We start from the raw sequence: 20,046 nt of genomic DNA, 5'->3' as shown, positions 1-20,046 counted from the left end.
GCGCGTATCGCCCGCGAGGGGTGTGGCTCGAAGAGGCGCGTCAGCTACAGATGCCCAGCGGCTGTGAGCCCTCGATTCCCAGCAGGGTCCGTTGGTGCGTGATTCCACCCCACTGGGCGATGGTCACCCACCAGGTCTTCTTGAAGAAGAGGAGGCGGACGCGAGCAAAGGCCTTCAGGGTTCCGGAGAGCGTGTTCAGGTCCAGGTCCGTCTTCAGCTTCCAGTCGAGCGAGCAGACGGGCCAGAAGACCTCGCCCGAGGCGGGCAGGGTGGCGTTGATGAGGGCCAGACTGCCCTCCACGCCGAAGGCGACGATGATGACGTCCACGGACGCGGACGCGGCGACGTTGGACCAGCCGCCCGGAATCGCCGACAGCCGCGCCACCGTGGGGCCGACAAGTCCCTGCACCGCCAGCTTCACGCCGCCGGAGAGCGACGCCTTCACGGTGATGGGCACCGGGCCCACCATGAACGTCTTGGAGGCGTTGAAGAACGTCCGGCTCCAGTTGATGGGAGGCGGTGAGTACGTGGCGTAGAGGCTGGTGGACCAGACCTCCTGGCCCAGCACGTAGAGCGCCGCCGTGCCGCTGTTGTCGCCGCCGTTCTGCCCCACCACCTGCGCGCGCCCGCGCACCAGGTCATGCTCCGAGGAGAACACGGCGGCGAACAGCTTGCCCTCCGCCACCGCGACGACCTTCTTGTCCGCGTTGACGGTCGCCGTCTCGGCCGTGAGCACCGCGTTGAGGTGGTAGCCCGCGCCGAAGAGGCTGTTGCCGAACTTCTCCGTGCGCACGTAGGACTTGTTGAACGTCTGCGCCGGGTTGGTCCACGGCATGATTTCCGTCGCCGGAGGGACCTGGTGCTGGAACGCCTCCGGGATGACCGCCTGCTGGATGTCGATGTTGTGGGTGTAGTCGGACAGGTCGAACTGGAGCTGGCCGCCCGTCCGGTTCGCCTCGTCCTGGAGGATGGAGTACTCCTGGTTCGTCGTGTAGCTGGCGCCCGGGACGAACGGCGCCACCTGGGACTCCCACGCCACCGTGTTGTTGAGCGGTGTGCCCGGGGCGTAGACGGCGAACGGATACTTCGAGGGCTGGACGACGTAGGGACTCGGGTCGACGTAGCTCTGCGCGGCGACGAGTCCTGGAACCACGGCCAGCAGCGTCGCGACGACGCGCGACAGTGCCCTGTTCATGTGGGCCTCCCGGGGGGTAGGTGGAAGGCTGTCTATTTACTCCGGGTGAAGTCCGTGGATGTGTTTGAATCGTGAAAACACGTCACGGGGGCCGTCGGTATGTCTGACTTCTCACGGTCCGCCGCGTCAACGTCAGTGCATGGGCGTTGGTGCTGACTGAGAAGTGACAGGCGTGGTGGGGGTTTCCACGTAGGTGGTGGCCATGCGTCGGATATCGGGATGGCGCTCGTGCTGGCTTGCCCAGCGCAGCAGGGCCAGGGCGCCGGGCGTGTTGCCCCGGTGCTGGCCGAGCAGTTGGACGATGTCGGAGCGCACGCCGTCGGACACGTCCTCGCGCAGCGCCTGTCCGAGCATGGGCAGGAGCAGCGGCTCCAGGGGACGGAAGCCGCAGGCGAAGACGACGGCCCGGCGCACCTCGGAGGCGGAATCGTTCGCCAGTCGCTCCACCAGCAGGCGGTCCGCCTCCGGGCCGGGAATCCCGCGCAGCGCCACCATGGCCGCCTCGCGCACCTTCACGGAGTCGGAGCGCAGCGCGTCCATGATGGACTCGAGCGCGCCCGGCGCACGGGTGTTGCCCAGCGAGCGCAGGAGCAGGGCTCGCTGGTCCGCGTCTCGCGCGGCGCGGTAGTCGTTCTTCAGCTCCTGCACCAGCGCCTCGGAGCCGCGCCCGTCGGTGTCGTTCAACTGCATGGCCGCGTTGCCCATCGCCAGCGTCGCGGTGCCTCGCAGGCGTGGGTCCTCGCTTCGGGACAGTTGTCGCAGCGTGTCCACGCCCTCGCGAAGGGGGTTGTCCGCCATGCCCAGCGCGGAGACCGCGTCCATGCGCACGTCCGTCGTCAGCGCGGTGTCGACGGTGGCCGACGCCAGCGCGCGCAAGGACTCCGGCGTACTGGCCGCGGAGAGCGCGCCCAGCATCGCGCTGGCGGCGAGCGGGGACAGGCCCTTCTCGCGCAGCAGCGCGGGGATGCGCGCGGCCTCCTCGGGTCGGAGCAGGAACAGGGCGCGCAGCTGCTCCAGGGCCCGCGTCCTCGCGTCGTCCCGGGCCTTCTCGTCCGTGGGCAGTGCGCGCAGGTCCGCGAGGATGTCCTCGAACGTCCGCGAGCCAAGCACCTGGCGATGGTGCGCGAGCGGGTCCGTCGCCTGTCCCTGGAACGAGGCCAGCGCCGCGGTGGTCAGCAGTCCCGAGCGCGCGGCGAAGGCGCTCCGCAGCGAGGCGTCTTGTCGACGCTCCAGCAGCCGCAACGTCAGCTCCGTCGCGTTCGTCACCGTGGGCAGGCCCTCGCCCGAGTCCACCGTGAGCTGCTCACGCGTCTGGAGCGTCTGCAGCCACGCGCCCTCGCCCAGCTCGAAGGTGGAGCCGCCGCTGACGCTCATGCGCGGGGATGTGCCCAACGGCTGGAGCCCTTGAGGCGTCGCCACGGCGGTATAGGCGCGCTTGCGCTTCTCGAAGCGGCTGGAGCCCTGGCGCTGGTACGCCGCGAGGTACTGGCCGGAGGTGTCCTGCTCCTCGGTGCTCCACGACGTCCCGGGCATGCCGTTCACCACGAACTGGGACGACGCCACGACGGAGCGCAGCAGCCCTCGCGCCAACTCGTCCACGCCCTGCTCGAAGTGCGTCAGCGACACCGCGCCCGTCCTGTCCAACGTCGCGAAGAAGGGCAGCGACAACGCCGCCACCATCGCCTGGCGCTGCTCGGGCGCGAGCGCCCCTTGTCCCTCCACCTGCAGCTCGAAGCTCGTGGGCCGCAGATGGAAGCGGACGAGCACCGTGTCGCCCTCGACGGAGACGATGCCGACGTCCCACTCACCCTGGACGGCGAAGCGCATGCCGGAGCCGGTGGACGCGGCGGGCGCGTTCTGTTGGCCAAAGGACACTGTCAGCCCCAGGCTCAACGCGTGACGGTGGAGCGAGCCCGGCACCCACGCCCGTCCTCCGACCGCGTCACGCGGGGCCTCGGAGGGCGGTGGAGGCTCCGTTGCCCGCACGGATGACGCCGCGTTTCCCACCGGGGCGGAAGATGCTTCCCCCGCTTGCCTCCACCACACCGCGCCCAGCCCCAGGAGGAGGAGGAACGCTGCCAACCCGACGACGTGAAGTCGCTTGCGGCGCATCGTGTCTCCCGGGGACGCTTCCTTGACAGGGGGATGTGTCCCAACCCACGCTTGTCATTGAATGACTGGGAACGCCAGGGCTCCGAGAATATAGCGAAATCCCTTATCGTGGGGCTGACATGCTGAGTCGACGCCGCTTTCGTCATCTCATACCCGGAGTGTGCGAGTCTCGAACGGTCTCGCGTCCGGAGTCCTGGCGGTGGCTGGTGGGGTTCGCGCTGACGTTGCTGGCGGCCTGTGGCGCCCGGGAAGAAGCGCCACCGTCCACGGGGCTCGATACCCAGGCCCAGGCAGTCCAGGCGGTCCGCACGTGTCCCGTCGCCCGGGTCTCCTCGCTGGCCGACTCCTGCATGGGCTCATGCCATCTGGGGTGCGGGGACGGCTTCTGTCAGGTGGGCGCGGAGAACGAGGCGACGTGTCCGAGCGACTGCTGGTGTGGTGATGGCGTCTGCACCGCGGAGACGGTGAACACCTGCCCCGTGGACTGTGGGTGTCCCGGTGGGCTCACCGTGGACTGCCAACCCGGAGACTCCTCCTGCTCCGCATCCCTGCTGGGGGACCTGTTCGCGGTTCCTACCCTCCAGAGACAGGAAGCACCATGAGCCGCCGTCTCCACCACCTCGTGCTGGGCTGCTGCGCCGGGCTGGCATGCACGTCTTCCTCCATCTCCCCTCGGGCCTTCTCGGACGTGGAGGTCGAGTGGCTCGGCTTCTCCGAGACGCGGGCGACGCTCCAGGCGGGGGGGTCCAAGGCGCGAGGGCTGCACATCGCCGACGTGGACGACGATGGGAGGAAGGACCTGGTCCTCGTCGCCTCGCAGGAGGAGCAGGTCTGCATCCTCCAGGGCGAAGGAGGAGGGCGCTTCGCGGCGGCCCGGTGCCTGGCCGCGGGGACCACGCCCATGGACGTGGCCGTCAGCGACGTGAATGGCGACGGACGCCAGGACCTGCTCATCGTCGGCCACTTCTCCAACGCCCTCACGGTGCGCCTGGGCGGAGCGGGTGGCACGTTCCAGGAGGGCATCCCCTACTCGCTGGGCAATCACTCGCAGCAGGTGCGGGTGGCGGACCTCGACGGAGACGGGCACCTCGACGCGATAACGAAGAACGCCGGCTCGGCGGGCTTCTGGAACATCACCTCGCTCAAGGGCCGTGGCGATGGCTCCTTCGGCGAGGCGGTGCCTCACTCCGTCACCGGACTGCCTCGGGACTTGACCGTCGCGGACGTGAACGACGACGCGCTGCCCGATGTCCTCGTCCTCAACACCAACAGCTTCACCGTGGACATCCTGCTCGCGCGCAAGGACGAGAAGCTCACCGCCGCTCCTCCGCTGAAGCTCAGCGGGTCCGCGGACGACGAGCCCTTCCGCCTCGCCCCCGTGGACGTGAATGGCGACGGCAAGCTGGACCTCGTCATCACCCATGGCCTGTCGGACAGCGGCTACCTCTCCGTGCACCTCGGTGACGGCCGGGGCGGCTTCACCTCCATCGCGCCCATCCTCGCCAACGAGCCGGGAGAGGTGGTGGTGGCCGACTTCAACCAGGACGGGCGCAGCGACATCGCCCACGCGGGGATGTCCGGCGGTGTCTACCTGCTGCTCGGCACGGCGGACGGACAGCTCGGCGCGCCGGTGCGAGTGGCGTCCAGCGTGGCGCCCACGTCCCTGGTCGCCGAGGACCTGGACGCGGATGGCTTCCCCGACCTGGCGTGGACGACGCCGGACACCGTGGAGGTCCTCCTGGGCTCCACGGTTCGCCGTGAGCCCTAGGTGCGTACCCGGGAGCAACGTGGTCCTTCTCAGTCCGCATCCATCGTGGAGGTTGGCATGAAGCAGCTCTGGCTCATCGTCGGTCTGGTCATCGTGGGCTTCGCGAGCCCCTCCCAGGCGCAGCTCAGCGGCCGGTGCGGCGGTGACGACAACCTCACGCCGCAACAGGTCCAGGGACGCAACGCGTGGGCGCGCAAGTGTGGCTACATCTCCGCCGCGAAGGAGGCCATCCTCAACGCGGACAGCGAGTACCAGGTCTTCGCCAACGGCTGTTTCCAGTACCCGTGCTCCACGAACAACTGTCTGTACTTCGTGCCCGTCTCGCCCAGCGCGCCCTGTGTGACGGGGCTCGTCAACCTCGGAACGTGTATGGCGAGCACCGTGGCTCCGCCGCGCGGCTCCCTGCTGGCATACCTGGAGGACTCCGTGCCCGCGTGGCCCGCCTGGCTCCCGCGTGACGCGGCGGGCCCCACGTGAGCGCGGCGGCGACCGGCCGCCTCACCGTGGTCCTGTGGGCCTGCGTGACCTGGATGGCTTGCGGAGTCGTGGCTCCAGAGGGCTCGAGTGAAGCGCTCGGCGAGTCCTCCCAGCCGCTCCCCGCCTGCCAGTGTCCGCTGCAGTATCTCCAGGCGGGCGAGGTGGTGGACCCGCTGCGGCCCCAGTGTCCCTATTACGAGTGTGAGAGCTACTGCGGTGATGGCTACTGCGCCGCGGGTGAGGACTCGTGGAGCTGCTCGTGGGACTGCGGCTCACCCACCTGGTGCGGAAACGGCTCCTGTGATTTCGGCGAGAGCGAGGGGAGCTGTCCGTCCGACTGCTACTGCGGGGACGGCTGGTGCAATGGCGAGACGGCGTATACCTGCTCCGTGGACTGTGGCTGTCCCAACCCCTGCGGCGACGGGACGTGTGGGCCGGGCGAGTCCACCGCCACGTGTCCCGGTGACTGTGGCTCCGCGTGTGGAGACGGTGCCTGCACGGGTGGAGAGGACGTGTTCTCCTGCGCCACGGACTGCGGCTACTGCGGGGACAACTTCTGCACGGGCTCGGAGACGTGGAGCAGCTGTCTGCATGACTGCGGTTTCTGTGGGGACGGCCTCTGCACTGGCATCGAGAACCGCTTCCTCTGCAGCCAGGACTGCGGCTTCGCGGCCCCGTGCCTGAGCCCCGCCGAGTGCCCCATTCCACAGCTCACTCCCTGAGGGAGCGGTCGGGACTCCGGCTCGTACGTCGCCGGAGTCCCGACCTGGAGGCTTCAGCGCGCGGGACTACAGGCCGCCGACGTCCACGTCGTCACGCAGGGACAGGCGGTAGTCGTCCTGGGCCCACTCGTTCTGGAAGCGCACGGAGCCGGTGAGGAAGCCCTCCGCGTTCATCACGTTCTCCAGCTTCACCTTGCTCTCCGGCCGGACGTTCCAGACCTGGCCCTTGAAGTTGAAGACGGTGACGCGGTTGAGGTGCAGCTTCACGCCGTCGGCGCCCAGCAGCGTGTCACCGGCCTTCAGTGTGCGGGCCTTCACCATGGTGCCGTCCTCGAGGACCATCGGGTGCTCCGCCGTCACTTCCAGGCGGCGACCCTCCTGGGTCTCCAGGGTGAAGATGTCCTCCTGCGTGTCACCCGCGACGTAGCTGCGGATGGTCTGCTCGCCGTAGCGCAGGAAGCCCGGCTCCGAGTCAGGGCTCAGGGACGTCACGGTGGTGAGGCCGGACGCATACGCCTCCGGCACGGGCAGCATCCGCCCACCGAAGGCGACCTTCTGGCTGGGCGTGGTGCAGCCGGCGACGCAGGTGCCCAGCTTGTTCAGGCCGGAGATGCACGTGGCCGACTCCTCGGCCGGGACGAAGAACGAGCAGGTCGAACCCGCGGGCACGGCCGGGTACGCGAAGCAGCCGTTGGTGAAGACCTGGTACTCGTTCTCCGTGTTGAGGTACGCCTCGCGCGTGGCGGTGATGAGGCCGCACTTGCGGGCCCAGGCGTTGCGGCCCCGGGCGAGCTCAATCGTGGTGAGCTGGTCATCCTGGAAGCAGCGCGTGGACAACTGCGCCAGGGCGGTGCTCGAGAGACAGACAGACAAGACAGCGACAGCGATGAAGACATTCTTCATGGGTTCTCCTTGAGGTGTTTGGGGTGTGGATTGCGCTGGCGTGGCCTACGGCACGCCCGCGGCGCTCCAGGCGTCTCGCACCGCGTTGACGACGGAGGCGTCGTAGCGGTCCGCCGCGGCCTGGATGGTGTAGGCCTTGGCCTGGGACATCGTCGTGGTCGACGTGTAGTAGTTCGTCGCGGCGAAGTAGAAGGTCTGCGCCGCGCGGTTCATGCCGACGCCCGTCACGTTGACGGGTGACTTGCCGCGCGGGTGCGTGCCGCCCGTCACGAGCAGCTTGAAGACCAGGTTCTGGATGCCCGAGTTCCAGTGCACGCCGCCGTTGTCCGCGGTGCCCGTGTAGCGCTCGGGGTAGTAGTCCCTGGACGAGCCGTCTCGCGTGGGGCTGTCCATGTAGCGCAGCGCATCCCCGCCGATGTTCGGCGTCCAGATGTCCTCGCCAATCTTCCAGACGTCCGCGTCGATGGCGCCGCCGCGAGTCCAGCTCTCGCAGATGGCGGCGGCGATGTCCGACAGGCTCTCGTTGAGCGCGCCGGACTCGTTGCGGTACACGAGCCCCGACTCGTACTGCGTCACGGCGTGGGTGATTTCGTGCGACACCACGTCCAAATCCAGGCCGAGCTGGCCCGAGTTCACCCCGTCGCCGTCACCGAACACGATTTGGATGCCGTCCCAGTACGCATTCACGTACGCGGAGCCGTAGTGCACGGTGCTGGTGATGGTGGCGCCCCGGTCATCGAACGAGTCGCGACCGAAAATCGTCTCGTAGCAGGCGTACGTGGTGCCGACGTGGTCGTAGTTCACGTCGACGTGGTTGTCGCCCGTGGCCCCGCCGAGCTCGATGCGGCGCAGGGTGCCGGGCGTGGTCCACTGGTTGTTGGCCGAGTGGATGCGACGATTCATGGCGGAGTGGATGAGCGGCTGCACGTCGAGCACCCGGCCCGACGCCGCGTCCACGTAGACGCGGTCCCTGGCGGGCGCGTCCTCGCGAGTGCCCGCGCGCGTCACCTCCCAGGCGGAGGCCAGCGTGCCCTCGGCGCCCAGGAAGTAGACGAAGCGGGGCTCGCCCTCGACGACGAGCGTGTCGAGTCCCTCCAGCGCCGCGCGCTTCACGTCGTCGATGGGAAGCCGCGCGAGCGTCGCGGGCTCGCCAGCGCCTCGGGCCGAGCCATTGGCCGCGTACACCAGGCCCGCAGTGTTGACGTGCAGCACCAGCTCACCACCGATGACGCGGGTGCCCTGGCGCGTCTGGTCGTAGCGGATGTGCGTGAAGCCCAGGTCATCCACGCGGCTGGAGCGCACCGTCAGCTCCTCCGCGCGCAGCCCGAACACCGGGGCGATGGCGCGCAGCGCGGGAGCGAGCGCGTCACCGGCCCTGAGCGAGACGAGCGCGGTATCCGCCGTGCCCAGCCGCCCCCGGATGAAGCGGGGGGTGCCGTCCTTCCCCACGTCGACCACTTCCACGCGGCCCAGCGCGGCGAGGGCGTCCTGTCGCGCCTGCCGGGTGCTGTCCCGAGCCTCGGCCGGGTCCGCCGGGACGTCGCCGCACGCGACGCTCAATACGGCACAGCACGCTCCAATCAATCCCTGTTTCCAAGTCCGAGTCACGACGCGCTCCTGTCTTCTGGTGGGTGTTGCTTCACGGCTCCAGCGCGGGTGCGTCCGATGGACGGGCGAACCCTCCTCGCTGGCACTGCGGGGCGCACGAGGCCCCGTCCGCCCACGGCAGACAGGGTGCTCCTGGGCCCATCACGGCTGCGAACTAGAGGTGAGCTGTCATCCGCCGGACTTCATCGGGATTGGCCCCCGACTCCGCCAGGCCGGCGAACAGCGCCTCTCGCAGCAGGTCCTTGAGCCGGGGGTTCTCCAGCTTCGAATACGTGTCGACGGCGAGCTGCCGGTCCACCTGTGCGAGCCGGAACAGCAGGTCGTACTTCTCTCCGACGAGCCCCTTCTTCACCGAGTCCGGCAACGTGCTGTCGATGGGCGTCAGCGCCAGCGACGTCATCGCCTCGCGAGCGGTGGGCTCCTGGGGTGCCAGCTCGAAGAGCAGGTCAATCATCGCCATGCGCTCCAGCACCGGCTCGGGCTTGGTCTCCAGGAACTGGGCGCCGGGTGGAAGCTGCTGGAGCGCGGTGGGGTCCGCCAGCTCGTTCCTCAGTGCGACGATGCGCGCGCCACCTTCGCGCGTCAGCTCCTCCACGAAGACCTCCTTGCGGAAGAATGCGTTGAAGCGCCCGGCCCGGTACTCGCGAGCGGACTGACGCGCGGCCTCGCGTTGCTCCTTCGCGACGCGCGCCTCGTCCTTGGTGGGCGCGGTGCCTGCTGGCGCGGCGACGGGAGCCTCGACTCGCTTCGTCGCCAATGCGGCGGGCCGCGGCGCGGGTGCGTGCGCCTGGGGCGTCGGGGTGCCTGAGGGTGTGGTGGCGGAGGGCGCGGCGGTGGTCCTGGAGAGGAGTCCGTAGAGGCCGGTGCCTCCGAGGACGAGCAGCGCCAGCCCGGGTCCCATCATCCGCCAGCGTCTGGGAGGCTTTGGCTTGGCGCTCTCGGGAGGATGTCCGTTCATGGGGCTTGCGCTCCTTGTCGATGACGACGCGATTCGATGAGAGGTTCAGAACAGCCAGCGCGGCGGAGGCGGCTCGTCGGAGAGGCCGAGGAACCTGCGGTTGACGACGCGGTTCTCCGGGTCCACCGTCACCTGGAGCACGGGCTCGGGGAAGGGCACCGTCACCTGCGACGTGTCGGATTCGGGCTCCAGGCCATAGTCGAGCGTGACGAGCCTGCGCTGCGTGGCGCCCTCGAGCAGCACGTCCACGGAGACGGGGTAGTGCGTTCCAGAGACGGAGCGCTGGAGGGCGGTGACGGTGACCTCGCCGTCGTCCTCCTCGGTGCTCACCTCGAAGTAGGGCCAGTCCGGGTCCCCCTCGCCGTGGACCCAGGCGTCGAAGTACGGGCGCAGGTTCTTTCCAGACGCCTGCTCCAGCGCGACGCGCAGGTCCTCCACGCTCCTGTCTCCAGGCTGCGACAGGAAGCTCTTGATGCCTCGGAGCACGACGTCCTCGCCGAGCAGCGGCTCCAACTGGAGGAACAGAATCATGGGCCCGGTGCCGTAGACGTCCGACGCGAGCGAGAGGAAGACGGGCGGCGGGTCGTCCTGGGGCTGCGGGTAGTACGCGGCGGTGCGCGCCAGCCTGTCCCAGTACGCGCGCGTCTGCTCCGCCTCGCCCGAGGGGCGCGCGCTCAGCTCGTACAGGTACGTGAGGTATTCGGCGATGGCTTCCTTCCACACGAAGTCGAACGGCCGCGACAGCGTCGTGCGATTGCCCGCCCACTGGTGCACGACCTCGTGCATCAGCGTGTGCATCGTCATGTTCGCGTAGTCGCGCCGCAGGTCCGGCAGATCCTCGCGGAGGATGAGGTTGGCGGGGTGCTCCACGCCGAGCCAATCCGTGGGCGCGCCCGCCACGCGCAGCTCCGTGCCATAGGGCAGCGGCCCCAGCTCGCCGATAATCCAGTGCAGGTACGCCGTCACGTCCCCGCCGTTGAGCGAGGACGCCAGCTTGCCGCCGGGCACCTCGTAGAACACCAGCTTGAACTTGTTCGACACCTCCGTGAGCGTCTTGGAGACCCAGGCGGGGTTGGAGGCCACGGCGAAGGACGAGTACGTGGGCGCCTTGGTGAGCCCCGTCAGCGTGCACTTCGTCGTGGTGTCGTCCGGCCGCGTGCGCTGGCCTGGGCACAACACGCGCTCACCCAGCGCATGCTTCACGGTGAAGACGTATTGCGCGAGCAGGTCCGTGCGGTCGTCGCAGGGGCCGAACCTGTCACAGGCCTCCACCCAGTTGAGCAGGTAGGAGAACGTGTTGCCCGCCTTGTCCTGGCGACGGGAGAAGCCGACCTGCGTGAAGTCGTACGTCTGGAGGGGCACGGTGAAGCGCGCCTCCAGCTTCACCTGGCCCGCGAAGATTCCAGTCCCGCAGACGCGGATGCCATCCTCGACGGACTCGGTCCGCTGCGGGGTGTTCCCATTCCAGCGGACGTCGGTGAGGCCCTCGGGCGCCTTCACCACGACGCAGTCGCCGCCGGGGGGATAGACGTTCAAGAGCAGCGTGGACTTCGCCGCGCCTGTCTGCGTCGCGAACTCGTATTCGTAGCGCGTCACGTTGAGCGCGAGGTCGCCCTCGGGCATCAGCGGCTCGAAGTCGAAGGAGCTCGCCTGGGTGCCGACGAGGGCCTCCGTTTCAAGAGAGGGGTCCTCCGTCGGGCCACACTCCGTGAGCGCGAGGGCTCCCCATGCGAGTGTCACCACCGAAAGACCGCGTGCCACCTTGTCCGCAAGCCATCCTGGGATGCTTCGCATGGCGTCCTTGTCGTGAAGTGACGAGCGCGATGGGACGACGCGAGAGCCCATGTCCCCCGTGGGGCTCTCGCGTCGGCTTCGAACGGGGACCGCGTCAGAGGCCGTCGACGCTGGCTTCGTCGCGCAGCGACAGGCGGTAGTGGTCGTCCGCCCACTCGTTCTGGAAGCGCACCGAGCCCGTCAACAGGCCCTCCACGTCGAGCACGTTCTCAATCTTCTCGTGGCTGACGGGCTGCACGTTCCAGGTCTTCCCCTCGTACCGGAACACGGTGACGTCGCGAATCTCCACCTTCTCGCCCGTGGTGCCGAGCAGCAGGTCGCCCTTCTGGAGCGTCTTGGCCTTCACCATCTCTCCGGTGGCGGTGACCATGGGGTGCTCGGACGTCACCTCGACGCGGCGGCCGTCCACCGTCTCAATCGCGAACACGTCCTCCACGGTGTCTCCCGCCACGAAGGCGCGGATGGTCTGCTCTCCCGTCGTCGGCGCGACGAGCGACGCGTCCTTGGTGAGCGCCGTCACCGTGCGCACGCCCGCGGCATAGGCGTCCGAGATGGGCCAGTACTCACCCCCGAAGGACACCTTCTCCTTCGCCGTGTAGCAGCCCGTCACGCAGGTGCCGAGCTTCACGAGGCCGGGGATGCAGGCCGCGTTGACGTCCGCGGGGATGAAGAAGGTGCAGCTCGCGGAGGGCCCCGTGGTGGCGAAGGAGTAACAGCCGCCGGAGAACACCTGGTACTCGCCTTCGGAGTTCAGGAAGTCGCGCTTCGCCGCGGTGATGTAGCCGCAGTTGTGAGCCCAGTTGTTGCGACCCTGCGACAGCGCGTAGGTGGTGAGTTGATCATCCGTGAAGCAGCGCGTGGACAGTTGCGCCGACGCCGTCGTGGAAAGCACCGCGCACGCAAGGACAACCAGATACGACAGTCGCTTCATGGGCTTGCTCCTGAAGGCTGATGGAGGGGCTCTGTTTGCGGAGTCAGGGGATATACCCGGGTTCACTGACAGTAAAGTGTAAATCGACATATCGTGGGAATCCCTGACTGGAATGTTGGGTGTAATTGATTTGCTGTGAACACGGATGATTCCAGGCGTGAGTCCTGGGGTCTGGCGTGGGCGTTGGCTCGAAAACCACTGCGAACTCAGTGGGTTGGATGCGGGCCCTGTCCGGGTTCGCGATGCAGGGAGACAGCCCATCGCGTCAGGAGTTGGGGGTCCCGAGCGGGCGGCGGCCGCGTACACCGGGCTCCGGATGGGGGTTCGTGATGTCCCAGGGAGGGCGCACTCAGGGTGCTGATTGTGAACATGTAGGTGCGAGGGGAGGGGCGCGTCTTTATGAGGGGCTCACCCTGAAGCGGCGCTCCCCCCGCGCCTTGGAGGAAGGCATGCGCGCACATTGGTTCCGGTTCATCGTGGCGCTGTGCTTCGTCCTGGGGACGGGGGCGCGGGGGGCCTCGACGCCGGTGCGGGGTACGGCCGGAGAGGCCTGTGCGGGCAACGCGCGCTTCCTCATCGGCGCGGGCATGGGGGACATCACCGGCCCCGCCGCCGAGGTGGGGATGATGGGCTACGGCCAGCTCTCGCAGCAGACGGCGGGCATCCACCAGCGCCTGCGCTCGCGCGCCTTCGTCATCGTCTCGCCGTGCAACGGGCGGCGCGTCGCCTTCGTCAGCGCGGACCTGGGCATGGTGTTCCAGGCGGTGAAGACGCAGGTGGTGGAGAAGCTGCGCGCCCGCTTCGGCGCCGTTTACTCCGAGGAGAACGTCCTCATCAGCGCCACGCACACGCACTCGGGGCCGGGCGGCTTCTCGCACCACACCCTCTACAACCTGAGCACCTTCGGCTTCGTGCCGCAGAGCTTCGACGCCATCGTCTCCGGCATCGTCACCTCCATCGCCCGCGCGCACGCGCGACTGGGGGAAGGCTCGCTGCGCCTGTCCGCCGGAGAGCTGCTCGGAGCCAGCCGCAATCGCTCGCCAGAGGCCTACCGCCTCAACCCCGCCGCCGAGCGCGCCCGCTACACCCACGACGTGGACACGCGGATGACGCTGTTGCGGCTGACGCGGAAGGATGGGCGCGACGTGGGGCTCATCAACTGGTTCGCCGTCCATGCCACGTCCATGGGCAATGACAACCACCTCATCAGCGGCGACAACAAGGGCCTCGCTTCGTACCTCTTCGAGCGGGCGCATGACGCGGGGGACACGTTCGTCGCCGCGTTCGCCCAGTCCAACGAGGGGGACGTCACGCCCAACATCCTCGGCGGGACGAATGGCGGCGGCGCCGACGACTTCGAGTCCACCGAGCTGTCCGCCCGTCGCCAGTACGCCGCCGCCGCGCGCCTGTGGGGGCAGGCCACCACGCCGCTCACCGGAGGCGTGGACTTCCGACACACCTTCGTGAAGCTGGACGCGGTGGATGTGGCGCCCGCGTACACGGATGGCCGGCCGCGCCGCACGTGTCCCGCCGCCATTGGCGTGTCGATGCTCGCGGGCGCGGAGGACGGGCCCGGCTTTGGCGTGGAGGGAGCGACGTGCTCCGTCATCCATGACCTCTGGAGCCAGTTCACCTGCGCGCTCACCACCACGCCGTGTCAGGGAGAGAAGCCCATCGTCCTGGAGATGGGCAGCATGCTGCCGTATCCGTGGACGCCCAACGTGCTGCCCCTCCAGCTCGTCACCGTGGGCTCGCTCGCGCTGGTGGCCGTGCCGTTCGAGGTGACGACGATGGCCGGGCGTCGCCTTCGCCAGACGGTGCTGGAGCGGCTGGCGCCCATGGGTGTCACGGAGGTCGTCATCGCGGGGCTCGCCAACGACTACGCGGGCTATGTCGCCACGCGCGAGGAGTACGCCCGCCAGGCCTATGAAGGCGCGTCCACGCACTTCGGGCCCTGGACGCTCGCCGCGCTCCAGCAGGGCTTTGATGCGCTCGCCGTCGCGTTGAGGGATGGCCAGCCGGTGCCGCCCGGCCCGACGCCTCCGGACCTGCGCCACGCGCAGACGAGCCTCCAGCCCGGCGTGGTGTTCGATGACAAGCTGCTCTGGGTGGAGTTCGGCGAGGTGCTCAAGGACGCGCGCGCGGCCTACTCACGTGGCGACACGGTGCGCGTCACGTTCTGGGGCGCGCATCCGAAGAATGACCTGCGCCTGGAGGACACGTACCTGCGAGTGCAGCGCAAGGGCTCCATCGGCGCGTGGGTGGACGTGGCGGATGACAGCGATTGGGAGACGCGCTACCGGTGGGAGCGGGAGAACTGCCTGCCCACGCTGGGGTGCTCGCACGTCATCGTGGAGTGGCACATCCCTCGGGATGCATCACCGGGCACCTATCGCATCCTTCATGAGGGCGAGTGGAAGTCCGGCTGGGATGGCCGCGTGCGGCCGTACTACGGCGCGTCGCGGGCCTTCACCGTGAAGTGAGCAGCTCGGGGACGAGGCCGTCCTCGTGACGCGAGTGGCGTGCACGGGAGAGGAAGTCGCGCAGTTGGGGCGAGGGAGGCAGGAGTTGCACGCCGATGCCCGCTGAGACGCCCCACGTGCGGGCGTGCGCGGAGTCGACGTGCCGCACCACCTCGCCCTCGCAGGCGAACTCCTCGCCGGCCAGCCGCAGCGTCAGCTCCAACCGGGTGAAGAGGGCAGGGAAGGGCTCCGCGCAACTCAGGAAGAGGCCGCCCTTGCCCAGCTCCATGCCGTGGACGCTCACGCCCTCGGGATGGCGAATCCACACGTCCCAGGACCCGGGAGGTGCCTGTTCAGCGGACCCGCCTTCGTGCGGATGGGATTCGCCGAGCAGTGAGGTGCCGTGGCGTGCCCGGGGGACGGGCGTGCACGGCGAATCCACGGAGTGGTCCGACAGGCAGCGCGAGCAGTGCATGGTCGCCTCGAGCAGACACCAGAGGGTGCTGACTCCGCGGGGGCGGAGGGCTCACCCGTTGCTCTATAGCGCGTGCGGGAGTCCACGTGCCGACGGGCCCAGGCGCGCCACGTGGGTCCAGGCGCTTGCGATGATGGCTGGCGCACAGAGCCGGCGGGGCGGCTGGCCCGCATGGGCGCGGGGACACGGTGAGCGATTGGCGCTGGCGGGGCCACGCGGGTCGCCGCGCTCCAGCTTCACGCCTGACGGGGCCAGGCGCGGGAGGACTCAGCCCTTGGCCTTGGCCTTGAACGGGGCCGCGTCGATGCGCACGCCGATGTACGAGGGGAAGCGCGGCACGCCGTCGTTGGACAGCTCCTGGTAGCGGAAGGTGATGAGGGTGCCGATGGCGGGAGGCGCCGAGCGCTCGGCGTCCGACAGGCCGGTGCCCACGCTGAAGCGCTTGCCGTTGCGCAGCTCGACTTCCAGCGCGCCCAGCCGTCCCTTGTGCCGGCCCGCGCCCGGGACATGGCCGATGACGACCGCCTCGTCGTCCTTGAAGCTCTTCACCTTCAGCAGCGTGTGCGAGCGGCCGACCTCATAGCGCGAGCCCGGCTTGCGCAGCATCAGCCCCTCGCCGCCCAGTCCCTCCACGCGCTCCAGCTCCGAGCGCAGGTGCGGCGTCCCCTGACAGCGCTCGTGCGGATGCCACTGCGCATACGGGGGCTTCGCGTCGTCCAGCCACTTGCGACAGTGCTCCAGCCGCTGCTCGAACGCGGCGTCGAAGCCCGGCGCGTCGAACACGACGAAGAGCAGCTCCTTCCAGTCCTTGCTCTTGTCCTGCCGGCGTACCACGCTCACCGTGCGCTGGAAGCGCTTGCGCCCACCGAACAGCTCTCCGTCGAGCGGGAAGTCCGGCAGCCCCGCGGTGAACCAGTCCGGCGCGAAGAACTCGTTGCCCAGGCGCGACCAGAAGCGCTTGCCGTCCCAGTACGCGCGCACGCCGTCGAGCTTCTCGCTCATCCACCAGTCCGTGAGGTCGACGTCGTTCTCCCACGGGTGGGCCAGGAGCAGCGGCGGGGCCTTCTCATCGCCCGCCTCGCCCTCCGCGCCTTCCGAGGTGGCCTTCACGCGCGTGGCCTTGGCGGGAGGCGTGGAGGTGCCGCCGACGCGGGCATCCTCGGCGGCGTCACCGCGCACGCGGCGCAGGTGCTTGCAGGTGCGCCGTTCAATGGCGATGGACTGGTTGCGCCACGCGGGGCAGGAGCACGAGTAGACGCCTCCCGTGTTCTTGAGGATGTAGGGCTTGGAACCCGAGCCCTGGACTTCCACCTGCTCGCCGTCCGCGATTTCCGCCAAGTGCCAACCCCTCCGTGCCGCGTCCTTCGCGGCGATGAAGGGAAGAGTACCCCCGAGGTCCGACATCCCCAAGGCGCGCGGAGCCTGGGGGTGCACACGCGGATTGTGTTCCTCCCAGACGCACCCGCGTCCTGATGGGACGCGGAGCTGCGCGAGCAGCCGCATTCCCAGACAGTGGCCACTTCGCGCCGGGCAACTCCAACCGTTGGTATGTGATTTGCCTGTGGTTCCTCCCATCGCGCGTCATGGAGGATTGCCCGCATGTACTATAGCTTGAAGGTGGCGGTCCGGGGCTCGAAGTCGGACATGTGCCGGGATTCGCTCGCCAACGTCACGAGCGGCTCACACCGCTATCTGTGGGGGAATCTGATCGCGCGGGCCCGGAAGATGCTCGCCAATCACTATGCGGGAGCGCTGATGACGGAGTTCCGCCTCACGAACAGTGTGACCGCCGACCTGGTCCGGACGCTCACGTCCGCCGCGAGGATGAGCGACCTCGCCGCCCTCTACCTCTGCTCCTCGCTGCCGTTGGCGGTATGGGAGCAAGAGGCCTGGTCCCTGGTGCTTGACGTGATGACGCGCTGACGCGCTCCACCAACGGTTTGCCAGACGTCCGCGTCACGGCTCATGGAGCCCTGACGTCCAACTCCTGAAGAGGTTCGCCAGGGCCTTTCGCTGAAGGGATGTCCATGCGCGCGTCGGCACGTTCAGACGCCCCCGGCTGCGCAACGTCACCTCCAGCGCCAGCACATGGCGCCGACGCATCGGCGCGGTCAGCAAGGCCGCGCTCAGTGCCTCCATGCCGAAGGGCTCTCCGTGCAGGTATCGCCGCTCCAGGTCGAAGCGTCGCCGTTCCAGCTTCCACCATGCGAGAACCTCCGTTGTCGCTGGTCGGGGCAGGTCGTCTTCGGGTCCATGCGTGAGGTCGGCCGCGAGGTCCTCCTCCAGCGGAGGCAGCGGGTCCTCCTCGACTGGAGGCATGGCGAAGCGCTCTTCCTGGGGAAGGCCCGTGATGGAGCGGAAGGCCTCGAGTGCGAGGTGAGACACGGCCGGGTCCTCCATCCATTCAAGGCAGGTCTCGGCGGCGGACCGTCGGCCGCTGAAGCCCAGCGCCCAGAATGTCGCCGGACGGTGTCGCGGCTCATGAAGGAGCTTCCTCAGTCGTTCCACATCTCTTGCCTCCCCACCCAGAGCCAACAGCAGCGCTGGGAAGGCCAAGTCGGGAGCCGTGCTTTCGACCGCGGACTGGCAAGCGGCCCACGCGGAGCGACGTCCTTCCAGCAACCCCGTCTGGATGGCGGCATCCCGGAGCGCGGGGGCGGTTGAACCCAGACAGGATTGATAGAGGTGTCGGTCGAATGGGTGGTGAATGCGAGCCGCGACTCGGAGAGCCGCCGCGACGACCTTGGGTTCCTCGTGTCGGAGCAGTTCGGGAAGTGGCGGGCCCGGATCGACGCCGTGCGAGGCGAGCAACTCCAGTGACAGGGTGAGCCGTGTGGGCTCTTCCTGCTTCAGCAGGGCGGGAACCCATGTGCGCAGTGCGGCGGAGTCCCACAGCTCGAGTGCTCTGTAGAAGGCGGGGAGAACCTCCGGACTTGCCACTTCAAGGGCTGTGCGCACGAGGTCGGTTCCCGGGGGCTCCTGGATATTGAGCAGGGTGTAGGCGGCGGCTGCGACCTGTTCCTCCTCCATCTCCTCCAAGGCTGGAATGAGCAGCTTTTCGACCGCGGGGGGTCCAGCGACCGCGAGCCCATCCACGTGGGCCAGCAATCGCTCTTCGGTCTCGGCAACGTCGGCCAGCACGAGGTTGGGGGCGCAAAGGCCGCGCTCCCGCTGACCCCAAAGGAAGGCGGCTTCGCTCAGATGCTGCTCAAGCACGTCCGTCAGTACGTCGCGCATTCGCCGGAGCGTAGTCTAATCAGAACGCATGACGATGCCGGGGCATCCCAGTGCCTTTCGCCACGCTTGAGTGGTCAATGGCCAGGAGGTCTGCCATCCTTTGATTGGCATGAAGGACTGACGCGGAATCGAACCGCGGTGAGTCGGGAGGGCAAGATGGGGGTGCTCGTCTTCGCGGAGAACATGGGCCTCTTCCACAAGGGAAGCGGTGGTAAGGGCATTGCCCCAGCGGATGTGTGCCTCACGCCGCCGCCTCCTCCGGCGGGGCCTGTTCCGGTCCCGTATGTCAATGTCCTCTCCGCCGCTGATCTCGCGAATGGCAGCAAGACGGTAAAAGTCGAAGGACAGCCGACCGCCCTCGAGGATTCGTCCTATGTGTCCACGAGCACGGGCGACGAGGCAGGAACCCAGGGCGGCAACGTCGTGACGCATAAGACGAAGGGCAAGGGGTATTTCACGCTCTGGTCCTTCACCGTCAAGATCGAGGGCAAGGGTGTCTGCCGTCATGGCGACATGATGGGGCAGAACAGTGCATCGACCCCGCCGGGGTGCGTCGACTCCTCCGCCGTGACCGCATTCAAGGCCCTCTCCTGGGTCAACACGGTGACGCCCTGTCCCCCTGGCTCAGAGCCGATATACGTCGACCCCACCGAAGAACAACAGGATGCCTGCCGTGGCGGTCCATGCTGGCGATGCCCCAAGCCCAACTACAAGTCTGGCCATCCCGCTCGGAAATCCAAAGTGCGGTCTATCCGGGACTTCAAGAAGGACGAGAGGTTTACTCCCGACCACGAGCCTCCCCAGAAGGCGGCATGGTATATGGGGGGATGTCACGACCCTGTCCAGTTCAAGAAGTGGGCGAAAAGCACGGCGTCGGTGAAGCCCCATTGCAAGAAATGCTCAAACTCCCAAGGAGGCGCCATCCGTCATGTCCAGGAGTCCGACATTCGCGATTGGACTTAGGGGTGCATAGATGAGTCCATACGATTCCCTGTTTCTCGATTACCTCGAAGAGCTCCGTCCGGCACGCGACGAAGCGGTGCAGTGGTGGGACTCGCTCATTCAATCCGCAGGAACAGACCCGAAGAGTGCGTACACCCAGGTGCGGCTCCGTTGGCCCGCGGGTCCTGCGTCATACCCACGCATCATCGCCATCTATCGGAAATATTACCTGGCCTGTGCCGTACTCAATGAGGAACGCGAAGCCGCGCGCGGGTCGTCCAGCCGCCCGTCGGCGGGGTGGGGAGAGGACGACGAGGATGATGATGTCCCCGCATTCGTCCCCCCTGTCCGCCTCCTGATTGATGGGATTTCGCCCGTGGATCCAGAGTTGGGCGACTTCATGGAGGCCTTGGTGTTTTCGCCCATGGGGTTGGATGTCGATGAAAGGCTGTCGTAGGCACG

The 20,046-nt window shown here is 68.2% G+C and carries 18 protein-coding genes; 8 read left to right on the top strand and 10 right to left on the bottom strand.

From position 1 onward, the window contains the following. Positions 1–40: 40 nt before the first annotated feature. Together G4D83_RS05485 and G4D83_RS05480 are read right to left on the bottom strand one after the other, a co-directional pair. The gene (locus tag G4D83_RS05485; RefSeq protein ID WP_163863491.1) at positions 41–1,195 is read right to left on the bottom strand and encodes a hypothetical protein; all 1,155 of its coding nucleotides are present in this window, start codon (positions 1,193–1,195) and stop codon (positions 41–43) included. Positions 1,196–1,327: 132 nt separating this feature from the next. Next, positions 1,328–3,307 (bottom strand): HEAT repeat domain-containing protein, encoded by a 1,980-nt coding sequence (locus G4D83_RS05480; RefSeq protein ID WP_163863489.1) that lies wholly within the window; start codon positions 3,305–3,307, stop codon positions 1,328–1,330. A 206-nt stretch (positions 3,308–3,513) separates the two neighbouring features. On the opposite strand from G4D83_RS05480, the gene G4D83_RS05475 reads away from it, so the two are divergent. The 4 genes from G4D83_RS05475 to G4D83_RS05460 are packed head-to-tail and all read left to right on the top strand — an operon-like array spanning position 3,514 to position 6,274. After that, positions 3,514–3,909, top strand: a complete 396-nt coding sequence (locus G4D83_RS05475) for a hypothetical protein (protein WP_163863487.1) — start codon at positions 3,514–3,516, stop codon at positions 3,907–3,909. After that, positions 3,906–5,075 (top strand): FG-GAP repeat domain-containing protein, encoded by a 1,170-nt coding sequence (locus G4D83_RS05470; RefSeq protein ID WP_163863485.1) that lies wholly within the window; start codon positions 3,906–3,908, stop codon positions 5,073–5,075. Before G4D83_RS05475 ends, G4D83_RS05470 begins: the two co-directional genes overlap by 4 nt. A gap of 57 nt (positions 5,076–5,132) precedes the next feature. Next, on the top strand, positions 5,133–5,552 hold the full coding sequence (locus tag G4D83_RS05465) for a hypothetical protein (protein ID WP_163863483.1): 420 nt from the start codon (positions 5,133–5,135) through the stop codon (positions 5,550–5,552). Positions 5,553–5,605: 53 nt separating this feature from the next. Beyond that, positions 5,606–6,274 (top strand): hypothetical protein, encoded by a 669-nt coding sequence (locus tag G4D83_RS05460; RefSeq protein WP_163863481.1) that lies wholly within the window; start codon positions 5,606–5,608, stop codon positions 6,272–6,274. A gap of 66 nt (positions 6,275–6,340) precedes the next feature. On the opposite strand, the gene G4D83_RS05455 is transcribed toward G4D83_RS05460, so the two are convergent. The 5 genes from G4D83_RS05455 to G4D83_RS05435 all read right to left on the bottom strand — a co-directional run bounded on the left by G4D83_RS05455 (position 6,341) and on the right by G4D83_RS05435 (position 12,468). After that, the gene (locus G4D83_RS05455; protein ID WP_163863479.1) at positions 6,341–7,177 is read right to left on the bottom strand and encodes a hypothetical protein; all 837 of its coding nucleotides are present in this window, start codon (positions 7,175–7,177) and stop codon (positions 6,341–6,343) included. A 45-nt stretch (positions 7,178–7,222) separates the two neighbouring features. Beyond that, complete coding sequence (locus G4D83_RS05450; protein ID WP_240356167.1) at positions 7,223–8,785, bottom strand: M4 family metallopeptidase; 1,563 nt, start codon at positions 8,783–8,785, stop codon at positions 7,223–7,225. Between the two features lie 154 nt (positions 8,786–8,939). Continuing rightward, positions 8,940–9,743 (bottom strand): hypothetical protein, encoded by an 804-nt coding sequence (locus tag G4D83_RS05445; protein ID WP_163863477.1) that lies wholly within the window; start codon positions 9,741–9,743, stop codon positions 8,940–8,942. A gap of 45 nt (positions 9,744–9,788) precedes the next feature. Beyond that, positions 9,789–11,537 (bottom strand): M1 family aminopeptidase, encoded by a 1,749-nt coding sequence (locus G4D83_RS05440; RefSeq protein WP_163863475.1) that lies wholly within the window; start codon positions 11,535–11,537, stop codon positions 9,789–9,791. Positions 11,538–11,631: 94 nt separating this feature from the next. After that, complete coding sequence (locus G4D83_RS05435; protein ID WP_163863473.1) at positions 11,632–12,468, bottom strand: Hint domain-containing protein; 837 nt, start codon at positions 12,466–12,468, stop codon at positions 11,632–11,634. A 449-nt stretch (positions 12,469–12,917) separates the two neighbouring features. On the opposite strand from G4D83_RS05435, the gene G4D83_RS05430 reads away from it, so the two are divergent. Continuing rightward, positions 12,918–14,951, top strand: coding sequence for a neutral/alkaline ceramidase (locus tag G4D83_RS05430; protein WP_163863471.1), 2,034 nt, complete (start codon positions 12,918–12,920; stop codon positions 14,949–14,951). Here G4D83_RS05430 and G4D83_RS05425 read toward each other — a convergent pair. Next, positions 14,938–15,405 (bottom strand): PilZ domain-containing protein, encoded by a 468-nt coding sequence (locus G4D83_RS05425; protein WP_163863470.1) that lies wholly within the window; start codon positions 15,403–15,405, stop codon positions 14,938–14,940. The two genes, G4D83_RS05430 and G4D83_RS05425, sit on opposite strands and share 14 nt — an antisense overlap. 267 nt (positions 15,406–15,672) lie before the next feature. After that, entirely contained in the window at positions 15,673–16,743 is a 1,071-nt protein-coding gene (locus G4D83_RS05420; protein WP_176433814.1) for a DNA ligase, read from the bottom strand. Between the two features lie 261 nt (positions 16,744–17,004). Between G4D83_RS05420 and G4D83_RS05415 the strand changes: the two genes are divergently transcribed. Then, complete coding sequence (locus G4D83_RS05415; RefSeq protein ID WP_163863468.1) at positions 17,005–17,328, top strand: hypothetical protein; 324 nt, start codon at positions 17,005–17,007, stop codon at positions 17,326–17,328. 33 nt (positions 17,329–17,361) lie between these two features. On the opposite strand, the gene G4D83_RS05410 is transcribed toward G4D83_RS05415, so the two are convergent. Beyond that, positions 17,362–18,621 carry a TIGR02270 family protein gene (locus G4D83_RS05410; protein WP_240356166.1) on the bottom strand — a complete coding sequence of 420 codons (1,260 nt, stop codon included), beginning with the start codon at positions 18,619–18,621 and terminating at the stop codon, positions 17,362–17,364. Between G4D83_RS05410 and G4D83_RS05405 the strand changes: the two genes are divergently transcribed. After that, positions 18,502–19,605, top strand: a complete 1,104-nt coding sequence (locus G4D83_RS05405) for a DUF4150 domain-containing protein (RefSeq protein WP_240356165.1) — start codon at positions 18,502–18,504, stop codon at positions 19,603–19,605. The two genes, G4D83_RS05410 and G4D83_RS05405, sit on opposite strands and share 120 nt — an antisense overlap. A 10-nt stretch (positions 19,606–19,615) precedes the next feature. Next, positions 19,616–20,041, top strand: a complete 426-nt coding sequence (locus G4D83_RS05400; RefSeq protein ID WP_163863465.1) for a hypothetical protein — start codon at positions 19,616–19,618, stop codon at positions 20,039–20,041. The last annotated feature ends 5 nt before the right edge of the window (positions 20,042–20,046 follow it).

The organism is Myxococcus eversor, assembly GCF_010894455.1.
Taxonomy (GTDB): domain Bacteria; phylum Myxococcota; class Myxococcia; order Myxococcales; family Myxococcaceae; genus Myxococcus; species Myxococcus eversor.
The sequence above is the reverse complement of the archived record's forward strand: the minus strand, read 5'-3'. Positions and strand labels throughout refer to the sequence as shown.